At 70.6% G+C, this 18,478-nt stretch carries 18 protein-coding genes; 16 read left to right on the top strand and 2 right to left on the bottom strand.

Annotation, left to right across the window (positions count from 1 at the left end; all coding sequences use genetic code 11):
• Window positions 1-6: 6 nt before the first annotated feature.
• The gene (locus EDF27_RS01575) at window positions 7-684 is read left to right on the top strand and encodes a pentapeptide repeat-containing protein (RefSeq protein WP_123655384.1); all 678 of its coding nucleotides are present in this window, start codon (window positions 7-9) and stop codon (window positions 682-684) included.
• Here the strand turns inward: EDF27_RS01575 and EDF27_RS01570 are convergent.
• Entirely contained in the window at window positions 669-1,655 is a 987-nt protein-coding gene (locus EDF27_RS01570) for an NAD(P)/FAD-dependent oxidoreductase (RefSeq protein ID WP_132046902.1), read from the bottom strand. The two genes, EDF27_RS01575 and EDF27_RS01570, sit on opposite strands and share 16 nt — an antisense overlap.
• Before the next feature lie 66 nt (window positions 1,656-1,721).
• Here EDF27_RS01570 and EDF27_RS01565 point away from each other — a divergent pair, with 66 nt between their 5' ends.
• From EDF27_RS01565 to EDF27_RS01530, 8 genes are all read left to right on the top strand, one after another.
• Window positions 1,722-2,330, top strand: a complete 609-nt coding sequence (locus tag EDF27_RS01565) for a helix-turn-helix transcriptional regulator (protein WP_132046900.1) — start codon at window positions 1,722-1,724, stop codon at window positions 2,328-2,330.
• Between the two features lie 111 nt (window positions 2,331-2,441).
• Complete coding sequence (locus EDF27_RS01560; RefSeq protein WP_123655387.1) at window positions 2,442-3,224, top strand: hypothetical protein; 783 nt, start codon at window positions 2,442-2,444, stop codon at window positions 3,222-3,224.
• The gene (locus tag EDF27_RS01555) at window positions 3,221-3,664 is read left to right on the top strand and encodes a phage holin family protein (protein ID WP_165931310.1); all 444 of its coding nucleotides are present in this window, start codon (window positions 3,221-3,223) and stop codon (window positions 3,662-3,664) included. The genes EDF27_RS01560 and EDF27_RS01555 overlap by 4 nt, the downstream gene beginning before the upstream one ends.
• Entirely contained in the window at window positions 3,661-4,233 is a 573-nt protein-coding gene (locus EDF27_RS01550) for a DUF3618 domain-containing protein (RefSeq protein WP_132046898.1), read from the top strand. The genes EDF27_RS01555 and EDF27_RS01550 overlap by 4 nt, the downstream gene beginning before the upstream one ends.
• 139 nt (window positions 4,234-4,372) lie before the next feature.
• On the top strand, window positions 4,373-5,059 hold the full coding sequence (locus tag EDF27_RS01545) for an HAD family hydrolase (RefSeq protein ID WP_123655390.1): 687 nt from the start codon (window positions 4,373-4,375) through the stop codon (window positions 5,057-5,059).
• Window positions 5,060-5,129: 70 nt separating this feature from the next.
• On the top strand, window positions 5,130-5,612 hold the full coding sequence (locus EDF27_RS01540) for a GNAT family N-acetyltransferase (protein WP_243698171.1): 483 nt from the start codon (window positions 5,130-5,132) through the stop codon (window positions 5,610-5,612).
• A gap of 56 nt (window positions 5,613-5,668) precedes the next feature.
• Window positions 5,669-6,289 (top strand): TetR/AcrR family transcriptional regulator, encoded by a 621-nt coding sequence (locus tag EDF27_RS19520; protein WP_165931309.1) that lies wholly within the window; start codon window positions 5,669-5,671, stop codon window positions 6,287-6,289.
• Window positions 6,286-7,977 carry an MDR family MFS transporter gene (locus EDF27_RS01530; protein WP_132046896.1) on the top strand — a complete coding sequence of 564 codons (1,692 nt, stop codon included), beginning with the start codon at window positions 6,286-6,288 and terminating at the stop codon, window positions 7,975-7,977. Before EDF27_RS19520 ends, EDF27_RS01530 begins: the two co-directional genes overlap by 4 nt.
• A 371-nt stretch (window positions 7,978-8,348) precedes the next feature.
• On the opposite strand, the gene EDF27_RS01525 is transcribed toward EDF27_RS01530, so the two are convergent.
• Window positions 8,349-9,347, bottom strand: coding sequence for a LacI family DNA-binding transcriptional regulator (locus EDF27_RS01525; RefSeq protein WP_243698170.1), 999 nt, complete (start codon window positions 9,345-9,347; stop codon window positions 8,349-8,351).
• A gap of 163 nt (window positions 9,348-9,510) precedes the next feature.
• Between EDF27_RS01525 and EDF27_RS01520 the strand changes: the two genes are divergently transcribed.
• The 7 genes from EDF27_RS01520 (at window position 9,511) to EDF27_RS01485 (ending at window position 18,478) form a co-directional block, all read left to right on the top strand.
• Complete coding sequence (locus EDF27_RS01520; protein WP_132046894.1) at window positions 9,511-10,530, top strand: nucleoside hydrolase; 1,020 nt, start codon at window positions 9,511-9,513, stop codon at window positions 10,528-10,530.
• Window positions 10,531-10,535: 5 nt separating this feature from the next.
• Window positions 10,536-11,966 carry an MFS transporter gene (locus EDF27_RS01515; RefSeq protein ID WP_132046892.1) on the top strand — a complete coding sequence of 477 codons (1,431 nt, stop codon included), beginning with the start codon at window positions 10,536-10,538 and terminating at the stop codon, window positions 11,964-11,966.
• Window positions 11,963-12,823 carry a ribokinase gene (locus EDF27_RS01510; RefSeq protein WP_132046890.1) on the top strand — a complete coding sequence of 287 codons (861 nt, stop codon included), beginning with the start codon at window positions 11,963-11,965 and terminating at the stop codon, window positions 12,821-12,823. Before EDF27_RS01515 ends, EDF27_RS01510 begins: the two co-directional genes overlap by 4 nt.
• Before the next feature lie 30 nt (window positions 12,824-12,853).
• Window positions 12,854-13,789, top strand: coding sequence for a Ppx/GppA phosphatase family protein (locus EDF27_RS01505; RefSeq protein WP_123701218.1), 936 nt, complete (start codon window positions 12,854-12,856; stop codon window positions 13,787-13,789).
• A 436-nt stretch (window positions 13,790-14,225) separates the two neighbouring features.
• Window positions 14,226-15,131, top strand: a complete 906-nt coding sequence (locus EDF27_RS01495) for an ABC transporter ATP-binding protein (protein WP_123701220.1) — start codon at window positions 14,226-14,228, stop codon at window positions 15,129-15,131.
• A 50-nt stretch (window positions 15,132-15,181) separates the two neighbouring features.
• Window positions 15,182-15,967, top strand: a complete 786-nt coding sequence (locus EDF27_RS01490) for an ABC transporter permease (protein WP_207909547.1) — start codon at window positions 15,182-15,184, stop codon at window positions 15,965-15,967.
• Window positions 15,968-16,018: 51 nt separating this feature from the next.
• The gene (locus EDF27_RS01485; protein WP_165931308.1) at window positions 16,019-18,478 is read left to right on the top strand and encodes a lantibiotic dehydratase; all 2,460 of its coding nucleotides are present in this window, start codon (window positions 16,019-16,021) and stop codon (window positions 18,476-18,478) included.

Raw genomic sequence — 18,478 nt, 5'->3', positions numbered from 1 at the left:
GGGTGCATGGCACGCACCTCCGGCAAGTCCTCCGGCACCGACGCTCCTCGGATCACCCTCACCGAACCCGGTGACCTGACCGACTGGGCGCCCGGCCCCGGCGACGTGCTCACCGGGGACCGCATCGACGGGCGCCGGATCGCGTCGCTCGACATCGCGGGGGAGCGGCTGCCCGACCTCGAGATCGAGGAGTGCGTCGTCGAAGAACTCCACGCCGACGGGGCGGACCTCCGGGGCGTGCGGGTCCACGACACCGTGATCGAAGCGCTCGACGCCCCGGTGCTCCGCGCGTCGAGCAGCTCCTGGCGTGAAGTCCGGATCGGCGGCGGACGGGTCGGCTCCGCGGAGCTGTACGACTCCGGGCTGAACGGCGTCGAGTTCGTCGGGATGAAGCTCGGGTTCGTGAACCTCCGCGGTGCGACCGTCACCGACGTGGTGTTCCGCGACTGCGTCATCGACGAGCTCGACATCGCCGACGCCCGGCTGCTGCGGGTGTCGTTCGAGGGCACCCGGATCCGTGCGGCCGAGGGCTCGAACACCCGCATCGACCACGTGGACCTGCGCGGCGCCGACCTCGACCGGGTCGAACGACTCGAGGGTTTCCGCGGCGCGACGATCGCGGCGGACCAGCTCTACACGCTCGCCCCGTTGCTCGCCGCGCAGGCCGGCTACCGCGTGGAGTAGGCAGACACCCCGGACCGCGCGAGCGCGGCGGCGAGGTCGGCCTGCACCAGGTCGCCGTGGACCGCGGCGCCCGCCTGGGTGCCGGCAGCGGCCGACGCGATGACCGTCGCCATCGGGGACGCCACGTTCCCCGCGGCCCAGACCCCGCGCACGGAGGTCTGCCCCATGGCGTCGACCGTGACGGCGCCGGCCACCCGGAAGTCGCCCATCCGGAAGTCCTCGGCGACGAGTCCGATCCCCTCGAGGCCGTCGACCCGTGCCTCGGCGGTGCTCGCAGCAGCCAGGGCGTCGAGGTCCACGACGGAACCGTCGCCGAGCACCACGCCCGTCAGCACGCCGTCCGTCGACAGCACCCGGGCCACCGCGCCGTCGATCACGTTGATGCCCCGGGCGTCGAAACCGGCACGGGCGGTGTCGTCGACGAGGCCGGGCTCGGTCGCGAACACCGTCACGTGCTCGCTCAGCGCGCGCCACAGCAACGCCTGGTGCGCCCCGAACGGCGTCGTCACGAGCACCCCGATGCGGCGGTCGCGGATCTCCCACCCGTGGCAGAACGGGCAGTGCACGACGCCGCGGCCCCACTGCTCCGCGAGCCCCGGCACGTCCGGCAGGACGTCCACGGCGCCGGAGGCGACGACGACCCGACGGGCGTGCACCTGTTCGCCGGAGTCGAGGGTGGCCGTGAAGCCGACCGGGTCGCCGTCGGGGACGGGCGTGGCGGACGTGGCCACGAGCCTCCCGGCCATGACGTCGACGCCGTACCGCGCGACCTCGTCCCGACCGGTCCTGGTGAGGTCCCGTGGAGGCGTCGCCTCCTGCCCGAGGTAGTTGTGGACGCCCGCCGCCGGGGCGTTGCGGGGTTCGTCCGCGTCCACCACCAGCACGGATCGGCGGGACCGGCCGAGGATGAGGGCTGCTGAGAGGCCGGCGGCTCCGCCGCCGATGACGATCACGTCGTAGTTGTCACGCATGCCGACATCGTGCGGTGTGGGTGCGCATCCGGCAACGATCCTTGCCGGTCTGGCAACATGGCCGGCATGGACCACGGACGGGAGGCCCGCCCCACCCCGCGCACGACGGCCGAGGTGGTCGACGGGGTCGGGCCGCGACTGCGCACCCTGCGGCAGCGACGTGACGTCACGCTCGCGGCCCTCGCGACGGAGACGGGCATCTCGGTGTCGACGCTCTCGCGGCTCGAGTCGGGACAGCGGAAGCCGACCCTCGAGCTCCTGCTGCCGCTGGCGCGGGCGTACCAGGTGCCGCTCGACGACCTCGTCGGAGCGCCGCGGACCGGCGACCCGCGGGTGCACCTGCAGCCCGAGGTGCACGGCGGCCGCGTGGTGGTGCCCCTCACCCGGCGGACCGGTGGCGTGCGGTCGTTCAAGCAGCTGTTCCCGCCGAACTCGGCCGGCGGCGAACCCGACCTGCGGACGCACGAGGGGTACGAGTGGCTCTACGTGCTGTCCGGGCGGCTCCGGCTGCTCCTCGGGGAACGCGACCTCGACCTCGGGCCCGGCGAGGTCGTGGAGTTCGACACCCACACGCCGCACTGGATCGGCAACGTCACCGACGAGGTCACCGAGGTGCTCTGCCTGTACGGGCCGCAGGGGGAGCGGGCACACGTGCGGGCGCGGCCCGTGCGCTGAGCCCGGTGCGCTCCGAGGCCATCCTGGGCCGTTGACCATCGAGCAGCGCGCATGGTCGGTCGGTACCGCCGCGGGTGCAGCGCCCGCGGTCATCGATCCGGAAGGCCCACCATGACGACGACCCCACCCGGGAACGACTCCGGGACCCCGATCCACGACCGGACGGCCGCTGCGGACGGCCACGAGATCCGCCCGGGTGTGACCGTGCCCTCCTGGGCGAACACCACCCCGCTCGACCGAGGCCGCGACGCGGACCTCGCCGCAGACCCCGTCGATGACCTGACCGTCGACGAGGCGTTCGACCCGGTCCCCGCGAACGAGCAGCTGCCCGCGACGCCGAGTGCGGCCGGCAGCGGCGGCGACGGCAGCGGGAAGGCCGACGCGGCCAAGGGTGCAGCCCAGGACGTCGCCGGTGACGCGAAGGCCAAGGCGTCCGACGTCGCCGGCACCGCCAAGGAGCAGGCGTCCAAGGTCGCGTCCGAGGCGACCGACCACGCCAAGCAGCTCTACGGCCAGGCGTCCGAGAACCTCAAGCAACAGGCAGCCGAACAGCAGCAGCGTGCCGCGGGCGGACTGCGCAGCATCAGCGACCAGCTCGGCCGCATGGCGGAGAACGACGACGAGCAGGGCGTTGCGTCGAAGGTCGTCCGTGACCTGTCCGGCCGTGCGAACTCGGTCGCCGGGTTCCTCGAGAACCGTGACCCGGGTTCGCTCCTCGACGAGGTGAAGTCCTTCGCGGCGAAGCGCCCGGGCACGTTCATCGCGCTCGCCGCGGGCGCCGGGATCCTCGCCGGGCGGCTCACGAAGGCGCTCGCGACCGAGGTCAAGCACGAGAAGGAAGCCGACATCACCGGCGACGGCACCACCGGCACCGGGACCGGGAGCGGCGTATGAGCCACACCGTCCCCGGCGCGACACCGACGGGTGAACCGACCCCCGAGGAACGCGCCGCGAGCACTCCGCTCGGCGAACTCCTGACCGACGTCTCCCGCGACATCTCCAGCCTGTTCCGGCAGGAGGTCGCGCTGGCGAAGGCCGAGATCACCGAGTCCGCGAAGAAGGCGGGCAAGGGCGCAGGCATGTTCGGCGGCGCGGGCCTGACCGCGCTGTTCGCCCTGCTGTTCCTGTCGATCGCCGCCTGGTGGGGTCTCGGCTACCTCATCGGCAACGCGTGGTCGGCAGTCGTGATCGCGGTGGTCTACGCGATCGTCGCCGGCATCCTCGCGCTGCTGGGACGCAAGCAGATGCAGCAGATCAAGGGTGTTCCCCAGACCGTGGAGACGGCCAAGGAGATCCCCGACGCACTGAAGCCCAACACCGGGAGGAACGCATGAGCACGCCAGACGAGATCCGCAGAGAGATCGAACAGACACGGGGGACCCTGGGTTCCGACGTCGACGCACTCGCCGACAAGGTCAGCCCGTCCTCGATCGCCCACCGCCAGACCGAGAAGGTGAAGAGCCGGTTCCAGGGCGTCCGCGACTCCGTGATGGGCGCGGCGGACTCGGCACGGTCGAGTGCCCCGGGGTCCGCCCCGGGTGCGACCGACCAGGCGAAGGACGTCGCCCAGCGTGGCGTCGAGAAGGCCAAGGGCAACCCGCTCGCCGTCGGGCTGATCGCGTTCGGCGCCGGCTGGCTCGCATCGTCGCTCATCCCGACCTCGTCCAAGGAGGAGGAGCTGGCCGGTGAGCTCAAGGACCACGCAGCACCCCTCGTCGACGAGGTCAAGGAGCAGGCGAAGGACGTCGGTTCGCAGCTCGGTGACGTCGCGAAGGAGCACGCGCAGGACCTCAAGGGGACCGCGCAGGACGCGGCCCAGACCGTCAAGGACGAGGCGCAGGGCGCCGCGTCCGACGTGGAGGACCACGCGCAGCAGTCCGCGGACGACGTCCGCGGGGCCTGAGGCCGGACGACGGCACGGACGGGAGGCACGGTGCCAGCTGGCACCGTGCCTCCCGTCCGTCGCCTGGTCGCGGCTCGGTCGTCTGGTCGCGTCGCGCTCGCTGGACCGGTCCCGAGCACGTCGGGAGTTCGCTGGACGGATGGCAGACGCTCCCACGACCGCAGTCCTGTTCGACATCGACGGCACGCTCGTCGACTCCAACTACGCCCACGTCGACGCCTGGTGGCGCGCGTTCCGGGCGATCGGGGCCTCAGTGGACGCCTGGCGCATCCACCGGGCGATCGGGATGGACTCCTCGCGGCTCCTCGAGGAGCTGCTGCCGGATGCCTCCGACGACGAGCGCGACACCGCGAAGCAGCACCACACGGCGTACTACGCCGAGCACATGCCGTTCCTGCGCCCGCTGCCGGGTGCCCGTGACCTGCTCGAGGCCGTCGCGTCCCGTGGGCACGCGGTGGTGCTCGCGACGAGCGCCCCGGCGTCCGAGCTCGAACGGCTCCGCGAGGTGCTCGATGTCGAGCAGTGGATCACCGCGGTGACGAGTTCCGAGGACGTGGACGAGGCCAAGCCGGCCCCCGGGATCATGCAGGTCGCGCTGGACAAGGTCGGGGTCGAGCCGTCCCGTGCGGTGATGGTGGGTGACGCGATGTGGGACGTGGAGGCCTCCTCGAAGGTCGGGATCCCGTGCGTCTCGGTGATGACCGGCGGGATCGGCGGCGACGAGCTGCGGGAGGCGGGCGCCGCTGCGGTGTACGACGACGCGGCGGCGTTGCTCGCGGGACTCGACGACTCGCCGATCGGCGCACTCGACCAACCGGCTCCGTGAGCGTTCGCGGCCTCCACGGGAACCGGTGGGGTTCGCTCGCTCCTGCTCGGTCGTGGGAGGATCGTCGATCGTGATCACGATCGAACGCGTCAGCTGGGACGACCCTCGCGGAGTCGTCCTCCGTGCCCGCATGGACGAGGAGATGCACGAGCGGTACGGCTCCTCGGCCGGTGACGAGGACCCGGCCGTCACCGAGGAACGGAACCGCGCGCTCGCGGTCGATCCCTCCACGGTCATCACCTCGCTGCTCGCGATCGACGAGTCCGGCGAGGCCGTCGGCCACATCGCCGTCCGCCGTCTCCGCGACGAGGTCGAGCTGAAGCGCCTCATCGTGCTGTCCTCCGCCCGCGGGAAGGGTGCGGCGACCGCGCTGCTCGACGAGTGCGAGCGGGTCGGCCGTGAGCAGGGGGCCGCGCGGCTCATCCTGCAGACCGGGGACAAGCAGCCGGACGCGGTCGCGCTCTACGAGAAGACCGGTTGGCGTGCGATCCCGGTCTACGAGCCGTACGCGGCGACGATGCCCTGGTCGTTCTGCTTCGACAAGGCCCTGTAGCTGGGAACTCTCCACGAGGAATTGCACTCTGGTGACCGGAGTGCAATTCTTGCTCGGTGAGCACCGCTGAACGCACCCGCGCGCTGCGTCGACGCATGATCGTCGAAGCACGTCGGTCGACCGTGGCCGACGGTCTGCACGGGTTCACGATCGAGCAGCTCTGCGAGACCGTCGGAGTCTCCCGTCGCACGTTCTTCAACCACTTCGCCTCGAAGGAAGACGCCGTCCTCGGCATCGAACTCAACGCGAACGTCGACATGCTGCTGGCCTACGCCCGCGGCGAAGTGGTCCCGGCGACCCTCGACCCGCTCACGTCCGTCGTCGCGCTCGCCGTCGAACAGGTGCGCACCGTCGGACTCGACCGCGCGGACGAAGCCCTCGTCCGCCGGGTCTTCGAGCGTGAACCGGCGCTCGTCGCCCGGTTCCTCTCGGCGACCGACGTGCAGCTCGCCAAGGTCGCGGAAGCGGTGCGGGAACGCTTCGGCTGGACCGTCCCCGACGATCCGCGCGCCCGGCTCGTGACCGAGTCCGCTGCGGGGCTGCTCCGCGTGACCGCCGCCGACTACTTCGACGACGACTACGACGAGTCGACGGGCGCACCGTTCGACGAACTGCTCACCACGAACCTCCGCCTCATGAGGGCGGCCATCACCACCGGACAGGACGACACCCCATGAGCACCTCAGCGCCGCGCACCGCCAAGCGCGCACGCCCGGGCAGCGACGGACCACTGCTGCTGACCCAGCGCCGCATCTGGATCATCTTCTCCGCCCTCATCGCCGGGATGCTGCTCTCCAGCCTCGACCAGACCATCGTGTCGACCGCGATGCCGACCATCGTCGGCGACCTCGGTGGCGTCGCGCACCAGGCGTGGATCACGACCGGGTACCTGCTGGCATCCACGATCGTGATGCCCATCTACGGCAAGTTCGGTGACGTCATCGGCCGCCGCAACCTGTTCCTCGTGGCGATCGCGCTCTTCACGCTGGCGTCGCTCGGCTGCGCGATGTCGACCGGCTTCTGGCAGTTCGTGGTGTTCCGCGCGCTGCAGGGCCTCGGCGGTGGCGGTCTGATGATCCTGTCCCAGGCGATCATCGCGGACATCGTCCCCGCGTCCGAGCGCGGCAAGTACCTCGGCCCGCTCGGCGCGATCTTCGGCCTCTCCGCCGTCGGTGGCCCGCTCCTCGGCGGGTTCTTCGTCGACCACATGACGTGGCACTGGGCGTTCTGGATCAACATCCCGGTGGGGATCGCGGCGTTCGCCGTCGCCTGGTTCGCGCTGACCCTGCCGAGCAAGAAGGCGACCAAGCGCATCGACGTCCTCGGCGTCGCGCTGCTGTCGGCGACGACCGCGTGCCTGGTGTTCTTCACCGAGTTCGGCGGCAACAGCGACCACGGCTGGGGTGCGCTCGAGACCTGGGCGTGGGGCGCCGGGTTCATCGTCGCGGCAGCGCTGTTCGTCCTGACCGAAGCGCGGGCCCAGGACCCGATCATCCCGCTGTCGTTCTTCCGGAACCGCACGTTCGTCACCGCCACGGCGATCGGCTTCGTGCTCGGGCTCGGCATGTTCGCCGCGATCGGCTTCGTCCCGACGTTCCTGCAGATGGCGTCGGGCACCTCGGCCGCCGTCTCCGGGCTCCTGATGCTGCCGATGATGGTCGGCCTGATGGGCACCTCGATCCTCTCCGGCACGCTCATCACGAAGACGGGCCGGTACCGGGCGTTCCCGATCATCGGCACGATCGTCGTCGGCCTGGCGATGCTCGGGATGACGACGCTCGCCGCAGCCACCCCGATCTGGCTGATCTGCGTGTACCTGTTCGTGTTCGGCGCCGGCCTCGGTCTGATCATGCAGGTCGTGGTCCTCGTGGCGCAGAACGCCGTCGCGCCGGAGCACGTCGGCACGGCGACCTCGACGAACAACTACTTCCGCGAGGTCGGCGCCTCCCTCGGCGTCGCCGTCTTCGGTGCGATCTTCACCTCGCGCCTGACCGAGTCCCTGACCGACGTCTTCACGAGCGCCGGCGGCAGTGCGTCGCAGGCGGCGAGTGCGAGCGCGAGCATCGACCCGACGCAGCTCACGAAGCTGCCCGAGGCGGTGCAGGACGGCATCGTGAACGCCTACGCCGACTCGCTGTCCCCGGTGTTCTGGTACCTGCTGCCGTTCATCGCGGTGGCGCTCGTGCTCGCGCTGTTCATCCCGCAGATGAAGCTCGCGGACGTGGCCGGCATGGTCGCCCGCGGCGAGGCGGTCGGTGGCGCCGAGGCGGACGAGCTCGAGCGTGCGCAGCGCGGCGCGGAGCGTCCGACGGAGTCGGTCGGCTCCGCCACGGGGTCGGTCCCGACGACCCGGCACGACGAGTAGTCGTCACCATCCACGGACGGGAGGCCCGGTGCCAGCTGGCACCGGGCCTCCCGTCCGTCTGCGGTCGCGCGCGCCCGCGGCTCGCTCGCGCCTGCGATGCGACAACGCCGTTGTCGTACGACAGCGAGCATGTCGTCGTTCAGCGTGTGCAACTGTTGCGGACGCAAGGTGCGACGAGGTCGTTGTCGTACGGCTGCGAGGACGTCGTCACTCGGCGCGCGCAACCGTTGCGCACGGAACTCTTGCGTGTGCAAGGTACGACAACGCCGTTGTCGTACGACAGCGAGCATGTCGTACCGCGTCGGCTGCCGGAGCGGACGCGGCGCACGGACGACGCGCACGCGCACGGTGCGCGCGCCCGGCGCAGCGCGTCAGGCGCCGGTGCTCGCGCGGGGGATGAGCCGCGTGGGGAGCGCCGGCGACGGCGCCGAGGTGCCGTCGAGCGTCGCGAGCAGCCGGAGTGCTGCGGCCCGGCCGAGGTCGGCGCCCGGGAGTGCCACGCTCGTCAGCGCCGGTGCGGTGACCGACGAGGACGGCAGGTCGTCGAACCCTGCGACGGCGAGGCCTCCCGGAACCGCGACGCCCCGGGCCCCCGCGACCCGGAGCACCCCGTACGCCAGGGTGTCCGCCGCGGCGACCACGGCCGTGACGCCCTCGGCGAGCCAGTCGTCGACCACCCCGTCGACCGCGGCCGCAGCGGCGTCGATCGTCAGGTCGGCCTGGGCGCGCGTCCGGGACACCGTGATGCCGGCGGCGGTGCAGGCGTCCTCGAACAGGGACCGGCGGACGGCGAACGTCGTCGCCCGTGACGTCCCGTCGAGGTACGCGACGCGCCGGTGTCCGGCGGCGGCGAGGTGTGCGACGAGCGCCGACACCCCGGACGAGAGGTCGTAGTTGACGGCGTCGGCGCCTCCCGGGGCGTCGAGCAGCACGACGGGGACGCTCGCGGACATCGACTCACCCGCGGCGGGGGCGTCGACGAGGATCCCGGCGGGCCGCAGCCGCTCGAAGCGCCGGACGTCCGCGTCGACCGGTTGCGCGCCGCGCTCGGTGACGGAGAGCACGAGCTGGAAGCGGTCCCCGACGGTGTCCCGGACGCCGCGGATGACCTCGGCGAAGAACGGGTTCGACAGGTCCGGCGCGATGAGGACGACCAGGTCGCCACTGCCGCGCGCGAGGGAGCTGGCGGCGTGGTCGACGACGTAGCCGAGCTCCTCGACCGCGTCGCGGACCCGTGTGGCGATCGGGATCGACACACGGCCGCGGTCCTTGCCGTTCACGACGAGCGAGACGGTCGCGATGCTCGTCCCGGCGCGCTCGGCGACCATCGCCGCGGTGACACGACGGCTGTTCCGGGGAGGGGGTGCCACGCGTCGATGCTACCGAGCGGACCCGCAGGACTTGACGTCAAGCGTTTGATGATGTGTGATGTCAAACGCTTGACGCGGCGTGCATGGCGCGTCAGGCCACCGACACCACCGGCGAGCCCGACACCACGGCGACGACCGGAATCCCCAGCGAAGTGGAGCACCAGTGCCCGAGAAGATCATCCTCGACTGCGACCCCGGTCACGACGACGCCGTCGCGATCCTCCTGGCCCACGGCAACCCGGACATCGAGCTCCTCGCCGTGACGACCGTCGTCGGCAACCAGACCCTGCCGAAGGTCACCCGGAACGCCCTCGCCGTGGCCCGCATCGCCGGCATCACCGGTGTCCCGTTCGCCGCCGGCGCCGACCGGCCGCTGCTCCGCGAGATCGAGGTCGCCGAGGGCATCCACGGCGAGAGCGGCCTCGACGGACCGATGCTGCCTGAGCCGTCGTTCGAGCTCGACGAGCGGCACGCGGTCGACCTCATCATCGAGACCGTGATGGCGCACGAGCCCGGCACCGTCACCCTCGTGCCGACCGGCGGGCTGACGAACATCGCCCTCGCCGCCCGCAAGGAGCCCCGCATCGTCGAGCGCGTCAAGCAGGTCGTGCTCATGGGCGGCGGCGTGCACGTCGGCAACTGGAGCCCGGTCGCCGAGTTCAACATCGTGATCGACCCCGAGGCCGCCTCGATCGTCTTCGACGCCGGCTGGGACGTCGTCATGGTCGGCCTCGACCTGACGCACCAGGCCCTCGCCACCCCCGAGGTCGCGGCGCGCATCGCGGCCGTCGGCACCGGCCCGGCAGCGTTCGTCGGCGAGCTGCTGGACTTCTTCGGCCAGACCTACAAGGACGCGCAGGGCTTCGACGCCCCGCCGGTCCACGACCCCTGCGCCGTCGCGTACGTCATCGACCCGACGGTCGTCCGTGCCGTGAAGGTCCCGATCCACGTCGAGACCCAGGGCACGCTGACCCTCGGCATGACCGTCGCCGACTTCCGTGCCCCCGCCCCGGATGACTGCCGCACGAGCGCCGCGATGGAGCTCGACCACGGCCGCTTCTGGGACCTCGTCGTCGACGCCCTCGAGCGCATCGGCGAGACCCCCGACACCGGCTGGACGCCCCGCGCAGCCGCCACCGCCGTCGAAGCCGGCACCACCGTCACCACCACCGAGAAGGCCTGACGCACATGACCACCTCATCGACGAAGAAGTCGATCGGCGCACTCACCGCCGCGCTCCTCGCAGCCTGCATCGCGTTCCAGCTGAACGCGAGCATGCTCAGCCCCGCCCTGGTCACCATGGCGAGGGAGCTCCACACCGACGACGCGACGATCGGGCTCTCGCAGACCCTGTACTTCACGCTCGCCGCGCTGTTCTCGCTGTTCCTGCCGCGCCTGTCCGACATCGTCGGCCGCAAGCGCGTCCTGGTCGGCATGCTCGCCGTGATGCTCGTCGGCAGCATCGTCGCGGCGCTCGCGGTGAACGTCCCGATGCTGTTCACCGGCCGCATCATCCAGGGCGTCACCGGTCCGGTCGTCCCGATCTGCCTCCTGGTCCTCCGCAACGAGATCGCCGACCCGAAGCGCTACGGCGCGGCGCTCGGTCTGCTCACCGCGGTCAACGGTGGCATCGCCGGGATCGACTCGCTCGCCGGTGGGTGGATCGCCACGAACTTCGGGTTCCGCGGCATCTTCTGGGTGATCGCCGTCGTCACGGTGATCGCGCTCGCGATGGTGGCCGTGTGGGGCGTCGAGTCGAAGCCGTCCGCGGGCACCCGGATGGACTGGATCGGGGTGGTGCCGCTCGTCGTCTCGGTCGGCGCACTCCTCACCGCCTTCAACGAGGCCGGGAAGCTCGGCGCCGCGAACCCGCTCGTCGTCATCGGCGGGATCGTCGTCGCGCTGGCTGCGTTCGCCGTGTTCTGGGCGGTGGAGTCCCGCGTCAAGGAGCCGCTCGTCGAGACCCGGTTCCTGAAGCGCCGGGCGACGTGGGCGCTCCTCGCGACGACCTTCCTCACGATGACCGGTGTCTTCGCCGTCGTGAACGGCCTCGTCACGTCGCTGGCGCAGAACCCGGACGCCGGCTTCGGGATGGAGGCCGACCTCGCCTCCCTGGTGTTCCTCACGCCGTACGCGTTGGTCGGGTGGATCGTCGGCCCGTTCGCCGGTCGCCTCGCCCCGACGATCGGCTACCGCGCGATCCTGCGTGTCGGCCTGATCGGCAGCATCGTCGCGACGCTGCTGATGGCGTTCGTCGGCGTGCACTCCCTGCCGGTCCTCGTTGCCGCGACCGTCCTGATCGGCATCACCTACGCGGGCATCGCGAACATCATCCTGAACGGCCTCGGCATCGTCCTGTCCCCGGACTCGAACCCGGGCTTCCTGCCCGGCCTGAACGCGGGTGCGTTCAACCTCGGCGCCGGCGTCAGCTTCGCCGTGCTGCCGGCCCTGCAGATCGCCCTCGGCGTCGGCGGGTCAGCGGGGACCGCCGGCTACTCCGGTGGGATGCTGCTCGGTGCCGTGATCACGATCGCCGCCCTGGCGACGTCGTTCCTGATCCCCCGTCCGGAGAGCGCCGAGACCACGTCCGTCGCCCCGCAGAAGGAGACCGTCCGTTGACCGACACCATCGTGATCGTCGGGTCGCTGAACGCGGACCTGGTGGTCCGCACCGACCGCTTCCCGAAGCCCGGTGAGACCCTGCACGGGTCCGACCTCGCCACCCTGCCCGGGGGCAAGTCCGCCAACCAGGCGGTGGCCGCCGGGAGGCTCGGGGGCACGGTGCGCATGATCGGCGCGGTCGGCGACGACGGGAACGGTGCGCTGCTCCGCGACTCCGTCGCGGCCGCGGGTGCGGACACCACGCACGTCGCCGTCCGGGAGGGCGTGGCCACCGGCACCGCCGTCATCACCGTGGACGCGCACGGGGAGAACACCATCGTGATCTCCGGCGGCGCGAACGCCACGCTGACGCCGGATGACGTCCCTGCCGACGCCTTCACGGGCGCCGCGGTGCTCGGGCTCTGCCTCGAGGTCTCGATCGACGTGGTCCTCGCCGCCGCCCGTGCCGCGCACGACGCCGGGGTCACGGTCCTGACGAACCTGTCCCCGTTCGGCGACGTGCCCCGCGAGCTCCTCGACCTCACCGACGTGTTGCTGGTGAACGAGCACGAGGCCGCCGAGCTCGGCGACCACGGCGTCGCCCGCTCGATCGTCACCCGGGGTGGCGACGGCAGCGTCGTGCACGACGGCGATGCCGAGCCCGTCGAGGTCCCGGCGATCCCGGTCGAGGCCGTCGACACCACGGGCTGCGGCGACGCGTTCATGGGTGCCGTGGCGCTCCGGCTCGCCGCCGGTGACTCCCTCGTCGACGCGGCACGGTTCGCCGCCGGGGTCGGGGCGTACGCCGCGACCGGGGCCGGGGCGCAGGCGTCGTACCCGACCACCGACCAGCTCGAGGCGTTCCTGCGGGCGTAGGAACAGCCTCCCGGCTTGTATCTTGCAGACATGCGCGTGGGAGTCCTCGACATCGGGTCCAACACCGGCCACCTCCTGGTGGTCGACGCCCACGGCGGCGCCGCGCCGCTGCCGGCGTCGTCGTACAAGCAGCCGCTCCGCCTCGCCGAGCACCTCGACGAGCGCGGGGCGGTCACGCAGTTCGGCATCGACGCGCTGACCGACTTCGTGTCGGAGTCGGTGCGCGTCGCCGAGGAGCGCGGCTGCGAGGACATGCTCGGGTTCGCGACGTCGGCCGTCCGTGACGCCGTGAACTCCGAAGCGGTCCTCGCCCACGTCGAGGACCGCACCGGGGTCGAGCTCGCCGTGCTCTCCGGCTCGGACGAGGCCCGGCTGACGTTCCTGGCCGTGCGCCGCTGGTTCGGCTGGTCCGCCGGCCGGCTCGCGGTGTTCGACATCGGCGGCGGCTCGCTCGAGATCGCCGGCGGTGCGGACGAGGCGCCCGACGTGGCGTGGTCGATGCCGATCGGGGCGGCCCGGCTCGCGCGGTCGTTCTTCGCGTCGGGCACCCCGACCGCGGACGACGTCCGTCGGATCCGGCACGAGATCCGTGTCGAGATCGCCCGCGACGCCGGCAAGCTCCTGCGCTCCGGGGCGCCCGACCGGGCCGTGGCGACCTCGAAGACGTTCCGGTCGATCGCGCGGATCTGCGGAGCCGCGCCGTCGGGTGCCGGGCCGCTCGTGCCGCGGTCGCTCGACGGGGCGGTCCTCCGACAGCAGCTACCGGCGCTGCTCGCGATGTCGGTCGAGGAGCTCGCGACGCTCCCCGGTGTCTCCGAGAGCCGCGCCCACCAGATCGTGCCGGGAGCGCTCGTCGCGGAGGCGTGCCTGGACATCTTCGACCTGCCGTCGTTGGAGATCTGCCCGTGGGCGCTGCGCGAGGGCGTGATCCTGGAGCGCCTCGACCAGCTGTCGGTGCTGGTCTGACGCGACTTGACGTCGCACTCCAACGCTGGCACCGCACCTGAGCCGGCTCGTCGTCACGAATGAACCGGTGCACTTCGCAAGTTCTTATGTCTACGGTTGACGTGAAGTGAGAACGCCAATATGTTAACGGCCAGGGGAACTGGATTGGCCGGTTCCGCGGCTAAAGGGATTCCAGCATGGAGCGAAACTCAATCATTGATCTGCCAGACCTCGACTTCAGTGGTCTCGAGGTCTTGTCCGTCCGTGAAGCGGTCGCCGTGCCCGAGACCGGGGCGACGAGTGGGAGCAGCAGCTGCACCTCGACTTCCTGCTGTGGGAGCAGCTCGTGCTGCTCGTCGGGGTCCTGCGGCTGATCCGGCGTGCGGGGCTGTCGTTCGCGTGAGAGCGCCGCATTGATCAGATCACCGACGATTCAGCAACCAGACGGGACCGATCCATGGCCGCCATCACAGCCGATGGGCTGACCAAGAGCTACCGCGGGGTCGAGGTGCTCAGGGCACTCGACGTCGTCGTCGAAGATGGAAGCGTCGCCGCCTTCCTCGGACCGAACGGCGCAGGCAAGACCACGCTCGTCGAGATCCTCGAAGGGCACCGGGGGCGTGACTCTGGATCGGTGTCGGTCCTCGGGTACGACCCCGGACACGTCGTGGACTTCCGACGGCTCAGGATGGTCATCGGCGTCGTCATGCAGCAGACGCTCCTCGAGCCCGCGCTGACGCCGCGCGACCTGCTCCTCCGGCAGGCCAGCTACTACTCGGACCCCGTGCCGCTCGCAGAATCAGTGAGCCGCTTCGGCCTCGACGAGTTCGCGCGCAAGCCGGTCCGGTCCCTGTCCGGCGGTATGCGACGTCGTCTCGACCTTGCGTTGGCGTTCGTCGGCCGCCCACGGATCCTGTTCCTCGACGAACCGTCGACCGGCCTGGACCCGATCTCACGACACTCGATCCGCGGGCTGATCGCCGACTCGAACCGGGCCGGGGTGACCGTGGTGCTCACATCCCACGACCTCGACGAGGTCCAGCAGCTGGCCGACGCCGTGCACATCCTCCGCGACGGCCACTTCGCCGCGAGCGGCAGCCCACGAGACATCGTGAAGCTGTCAGCGGCCCCCGGACGGGTCGAGTTCGATCTCCCCGTCGGCGAACGCGAGCTGCTCCCAGCCGGAGCCATCCGAGTCGGCGAGCGCCTCCGGTACGTCACGCCGTCTCACGGTGAACTCCTCGAACAGCTGCGATCGTGGGAAGCCTCGACGGGGCACAACCTCGGTGACCTGACGATCGCCGCACCCACCCTCGACGATGCATACGTCAAGCTCGTCGGTGCACCGGAGGTCTCCGCGTGACGATCGCATCAGCCGCTGGAAAGCGACACAAGTTCGCGAAGAGTTTTCTCTTGCACACGCGATCAGAATTCGTCGACTTCTGGATGTCGGTCATTTCCCTCGCGTTCATCGTGCTCATGCCCGTCATGTTCTACGTCGTGTTCGGAGTCGCATTCCTGAGTGCTGCGGACAGCATTCGTTCCGTGAACGGTGCGGAGATCCGACAGGCAAACCTCAGTTACGCAGGCGTGCTCACGTTCGCGTTGATGTCGGTGACGTTCGCGAACGTCGCGATCGGCCTGGCGATCCGCCGCGAACACGGCTTGTTCCGTCGGTTCCGGACGACGCCGGTACCGCCGTGGGTCGTCATGGGTGCGTTCCTCGTGAACATCTTCGTCACCCTGGTCATCGTGCTCGCGGTGGTGTCCGCGATCGGGTTCCTCGGCCTGCGGGTCACGATGGACCCCAACCGCATCGTGCCGCTCGTCGTGACTGCAGTGACTGGCTTCATCGCCCTGTCGCCAATCGGCGTGGCGCTCTCGCTGCTCCCGCCGAACGCCGACGCGGCAGTCCCGATCGTCAACGGCATCTTCTTCCCGCTCGCGTTCCTGTCGGGCGCGTTCATCACGGTGCCACTCGGTGCCTTCGTCGACGCCATCGTCCCCTACCTCCCCGGCGCACCGCTCTTCCAGCTTTTCGCTGCGGTCTTCTCCGAGGGAGCGTTCGTCTGGGACGGTCGACAAGTGCTGATCCTGCTTTGCTGGGCCGTCATCGGCATCGTCCTGTCCGGCGCCTTCTTCCGGTGGGCATCCGAACGCGAGCCTCGGGGCTTCACCCGCAGGAAGTCAGCCGAGTAAGCCATGTTCACGGAGGGACAGACGGTGCGGGTCGATCTCACACCGCGATGGATGGTGCGCGAGAACACGTATCGGTACCGAGTACTCCGGCACGAGGGGGGCGCGGAACTGGACCGTCGACTGGCTGAGATCCACGAAGGGTCCGCTCAACGCGAGGCACTGCGCGACGCGACGATCAGCGAACTAGAACGGCTCATCCCGCTGCTCGACGGGGCGAGCAGACGGCAGGCACTCGCGGCGAAGCGTGCGGTCCACAAAGCTGCGACGACGCTCCCGACGATCGGGCCGGAGCTGTTCGACGCGGCTCCGCTGACGTCCGCATGGTCGCGGAACACGCAGCGCATGGCCGAGTCGGCGTGCGCCGTCGACGAGCTCGAGGAGCGGGACCTGGCGTCCGAACGCGCGGTCCTCTCAGCCTGGGCCCGGGACGACCGTGTCCGGCAGAGCGTCGCGATGACCAGCACCGTGCTCCTGCACGCCCTGCGTGGCAGCGCTCGTGGGGGCAGCCCGGACAAGCGGGGGCGCAAGTCCGAACCCGCATTGGTGCAGTACTTCTCGCGATCGACGCTCCGCGTGAGTCCGTTCTCGCGCTACACGGCGGTCGACGTCCGTGCACTCGGAGACCTGCCCTCCGACGACGTTCATGGGCTCCGTAGTGCCGTGGCGGTGAAGAGGCTACTGACACGGCACGCGGTGCGTAGAGCGACGTCCGACCCGGCCAACGTCGACCACGTCGTCTGGACTGCACCACCCGGTGCGGAACTGGTGGGTGGCACCCTGACGTTCCGCCGTCGCAGCTGGGTCACGCCTGGTCTGGGCGCTCGCCTCGACGCGTTCCGCGAGGTCGACGTCTCGTGGCCCGTGCCGGAGGCATGGCGGTCGACCGTCGCTGTGCTCCTGGCGACCCCGCCCGGGTCTCTGCGTGACCTGGCGGCCCGGATCAGCAGTGACGCCACGCACCAATTCGAGACCGTGCACTCAGGCCTCGCGGAATTCGCCTCCAGAGGGCTCCTCGTCCCGGTCGCTCCGGTCTCGGAGCAGGATCCGAACTTCGAGGTCTCATTGCTCGATGCGCTCCGCGCATGGCCAGGCGCCGGTGCCCAGGACCTCGTCGTTGCCCTGCGGTTGACGCACCAGCTGACCGCGGGGTTCGGAGAGCTCGGGGATGCGGAAAGAACAGCGCGTCTCGAGACCCTGGAGCGCGCCTGGTCCACCGCGGTCGGCGCTGCGGTCACGGCGCCGATCGTCGAGGACTCCTACGTCACCACTTCGGCGTCCGTCCCGTCCCCAGACAGATGGCGCGACCCGATCGGCGCTCTCGCACCGTTGCTCACAGCAGTCGACGATCAGCGCCTGTTGTCGACGGCGCTCGAAGCCACGTTCGTGGCCCAGTACGGCGAAGGCGGTGTCTGCACCGACATCAGGCGCTTCGCCAGGAAGACCGCCGGGGCGTTCCCGCTGGCGCAACGGCTCCTGGCTGGTGACATTGACGGCGTGCCCTCGACGGCTGTCCGTCGGCTGCTCGACGCGAGAGCAATGGCCGTCCGGCACCTGAACGAGCTGTCGCGAGTCGATGCGACAGAAGTTTCCATCGATCAGGCGGTCCTCGATGCGTTGGCGAGCACCCTCCCGGACGCCGAGATCGCCCGACGCCGCACCGTGGCAGTGTTCGGCCAGGTCGCCGGAGACCGCTTCGTCGTCAACCACCTCTACGGCGGACGACTGCGGTACTTCAGCCGGTACCTGCGCCAGCTCGACCCCGAGCACACCGAGGCGCTCCGGAGCCACCTCCGCTCCCAGACGGACGGAGCCCTCACTCTGCAGTTGCGCCCCACCCTCGGGTTCAACGCCAACCTCTCGCCGTTGCTCACGGAGGCCGAACTCGTCCTCGACGACGACGTCCCCCACGGCACCGACACCCGACGGATCGACGACCTCGCCATCGTGCACGGGCCCACGGGCCTCACGGTCGTCGAACGTGCATCGGGACGAGCGGTCGAGATGGTCTACACCGGGTTCCTGGTGCCGCACGCGCTCCCGGCGACCGAGATGCTGCTCGCGATGATCGCTGAGGCGCCCTTCTACGGGTTCGGGGACGTCAGCATGGACCTGCACCGCCGTGGACCGACCGCTCGAGCTCCTCGGATCGTGCACGAGCGCTTGGTCCTGTTCCGCCGCCGGTGGGCACTCGACCCGAGCACGCTGCTCAAGCGGGCCGACGAGTCGTCCGCGCAGCACTTCCGACGGCTCGACGCCGACCGGCGAGCCGCGCAGATGCCATCGCAGGTGTTCTTCCGTGCGTTGCGTGGTAGCCACGCCACACCGATGGAACGAGCTATGAGCCCCAAGCCGCAGCACCACGACTTCCTCAGCAGGCTCCACACTTCGACCATCCGCCGCCGCCTGGGGGACCTCGGACCGATGGTGATGGCGGAGGAACTCCTCCCCGAACCGACGTCGGGCACCGCTGCATCCGAGACCTTCTTCGAAGCCACGATCACCGGGGACTGA

Source organism: Curtobacterium sp. PhB136, assembly GCF_004346855.1.
GTDB lineage: Bacteria > Actinomycetota > Actinomycetes > Actinomycetales > Microbacteriaceae > Curtobacterium.
The sequence above is the reverse complement of the archived record's forward strand: the minus strand, read 5'-3'. Positions and strand labels throughout refer to the sequence as shown.

Bases quoted from the DNA above. Each gene is read 5' to 3' on its own strand.
- EDF27_RS01575 (WP_123655384.1), top strand. From the start codon at position 7: ATGGCACGCACCTCCGGCAAGTCCTCCGGCACCGACGCTCCTCGGATC.
- EDF27_RS01570 (WP_132046902.1), bottom strand. From the start codon at position 1,655: ATGCGTGACAACTACGACGTGATCGTCATCGGCGGCGGAGCCGCCGGC.
- EDF27_RS01565 (WP_132046900.1), top strand. From the start codon at position 1,722: ATGGACCACGGACGGGAGGCCCGCCCCACCCCGCGCACGACGGCCGAG.
- EDF27_RS01560 (WP_123655387.1), top strand. From the start codon at position 2,442: ATGACGACGACCCCACCCGGGAACGACTCCGGGACCCCGATCCACGAC.
- EDF27_RS01555 (WP_165931310.1), top strand. From the start codon at position 3,221: ATGAGCCACACCGTCCCCGGCGCGACACCGACGGGTGAACCGACCCCC.
- EDF27_RS01550 (WP_132046898.1), top strand. From the start codon at position 3,661: ATGAGCACGCCAGACGAGATCCGCAGAGAGATCGAACAGACACGGGGG.
- EDF27_RS01545 (WP_123655390.1), top strand. From the start codon at position 4,373: ATGGCAGACGCTCCCACGACCGCAGTCCTGTTCGACATCGACGGCACG.
- EDF27_RS01530 (WP_132046896.1), top strand. From the start codon at position 6,286: ATGAGCACCTCAGCGCCGCGCACCGCCAAGCGCGCACGCCCGGGCAGC.
- EDF27_RS01515 (WP_132046892.1), top strand. From the start codon at position 10,536: ATGACCACCTCATCGACGAAGAAGTCGATCGGCGCACTCACCGCCGCG.
- EDF27_RS01505 (WP_123701218.1), top strand. From the start codon at position 12,854: ATGCGCGTGGGAGTCCTCGACATCGGGTCCAACACCGGCCACCTCCTG.
- EDF27_RS01495 (WP_123701220.1), top strand. From the start codon at position 14,226: ATGGCCGCCATCACAGCCGATGGGCTGACCAAGAGCTACCGCGGGGTC.
- EDF27_RS01485 (WP_165931308.1), top strand. From the start codon at position 16,019: ATGGTGCGCGAGAACACGTATCGGTACCGAGTACTCCGGCACGAGGGG.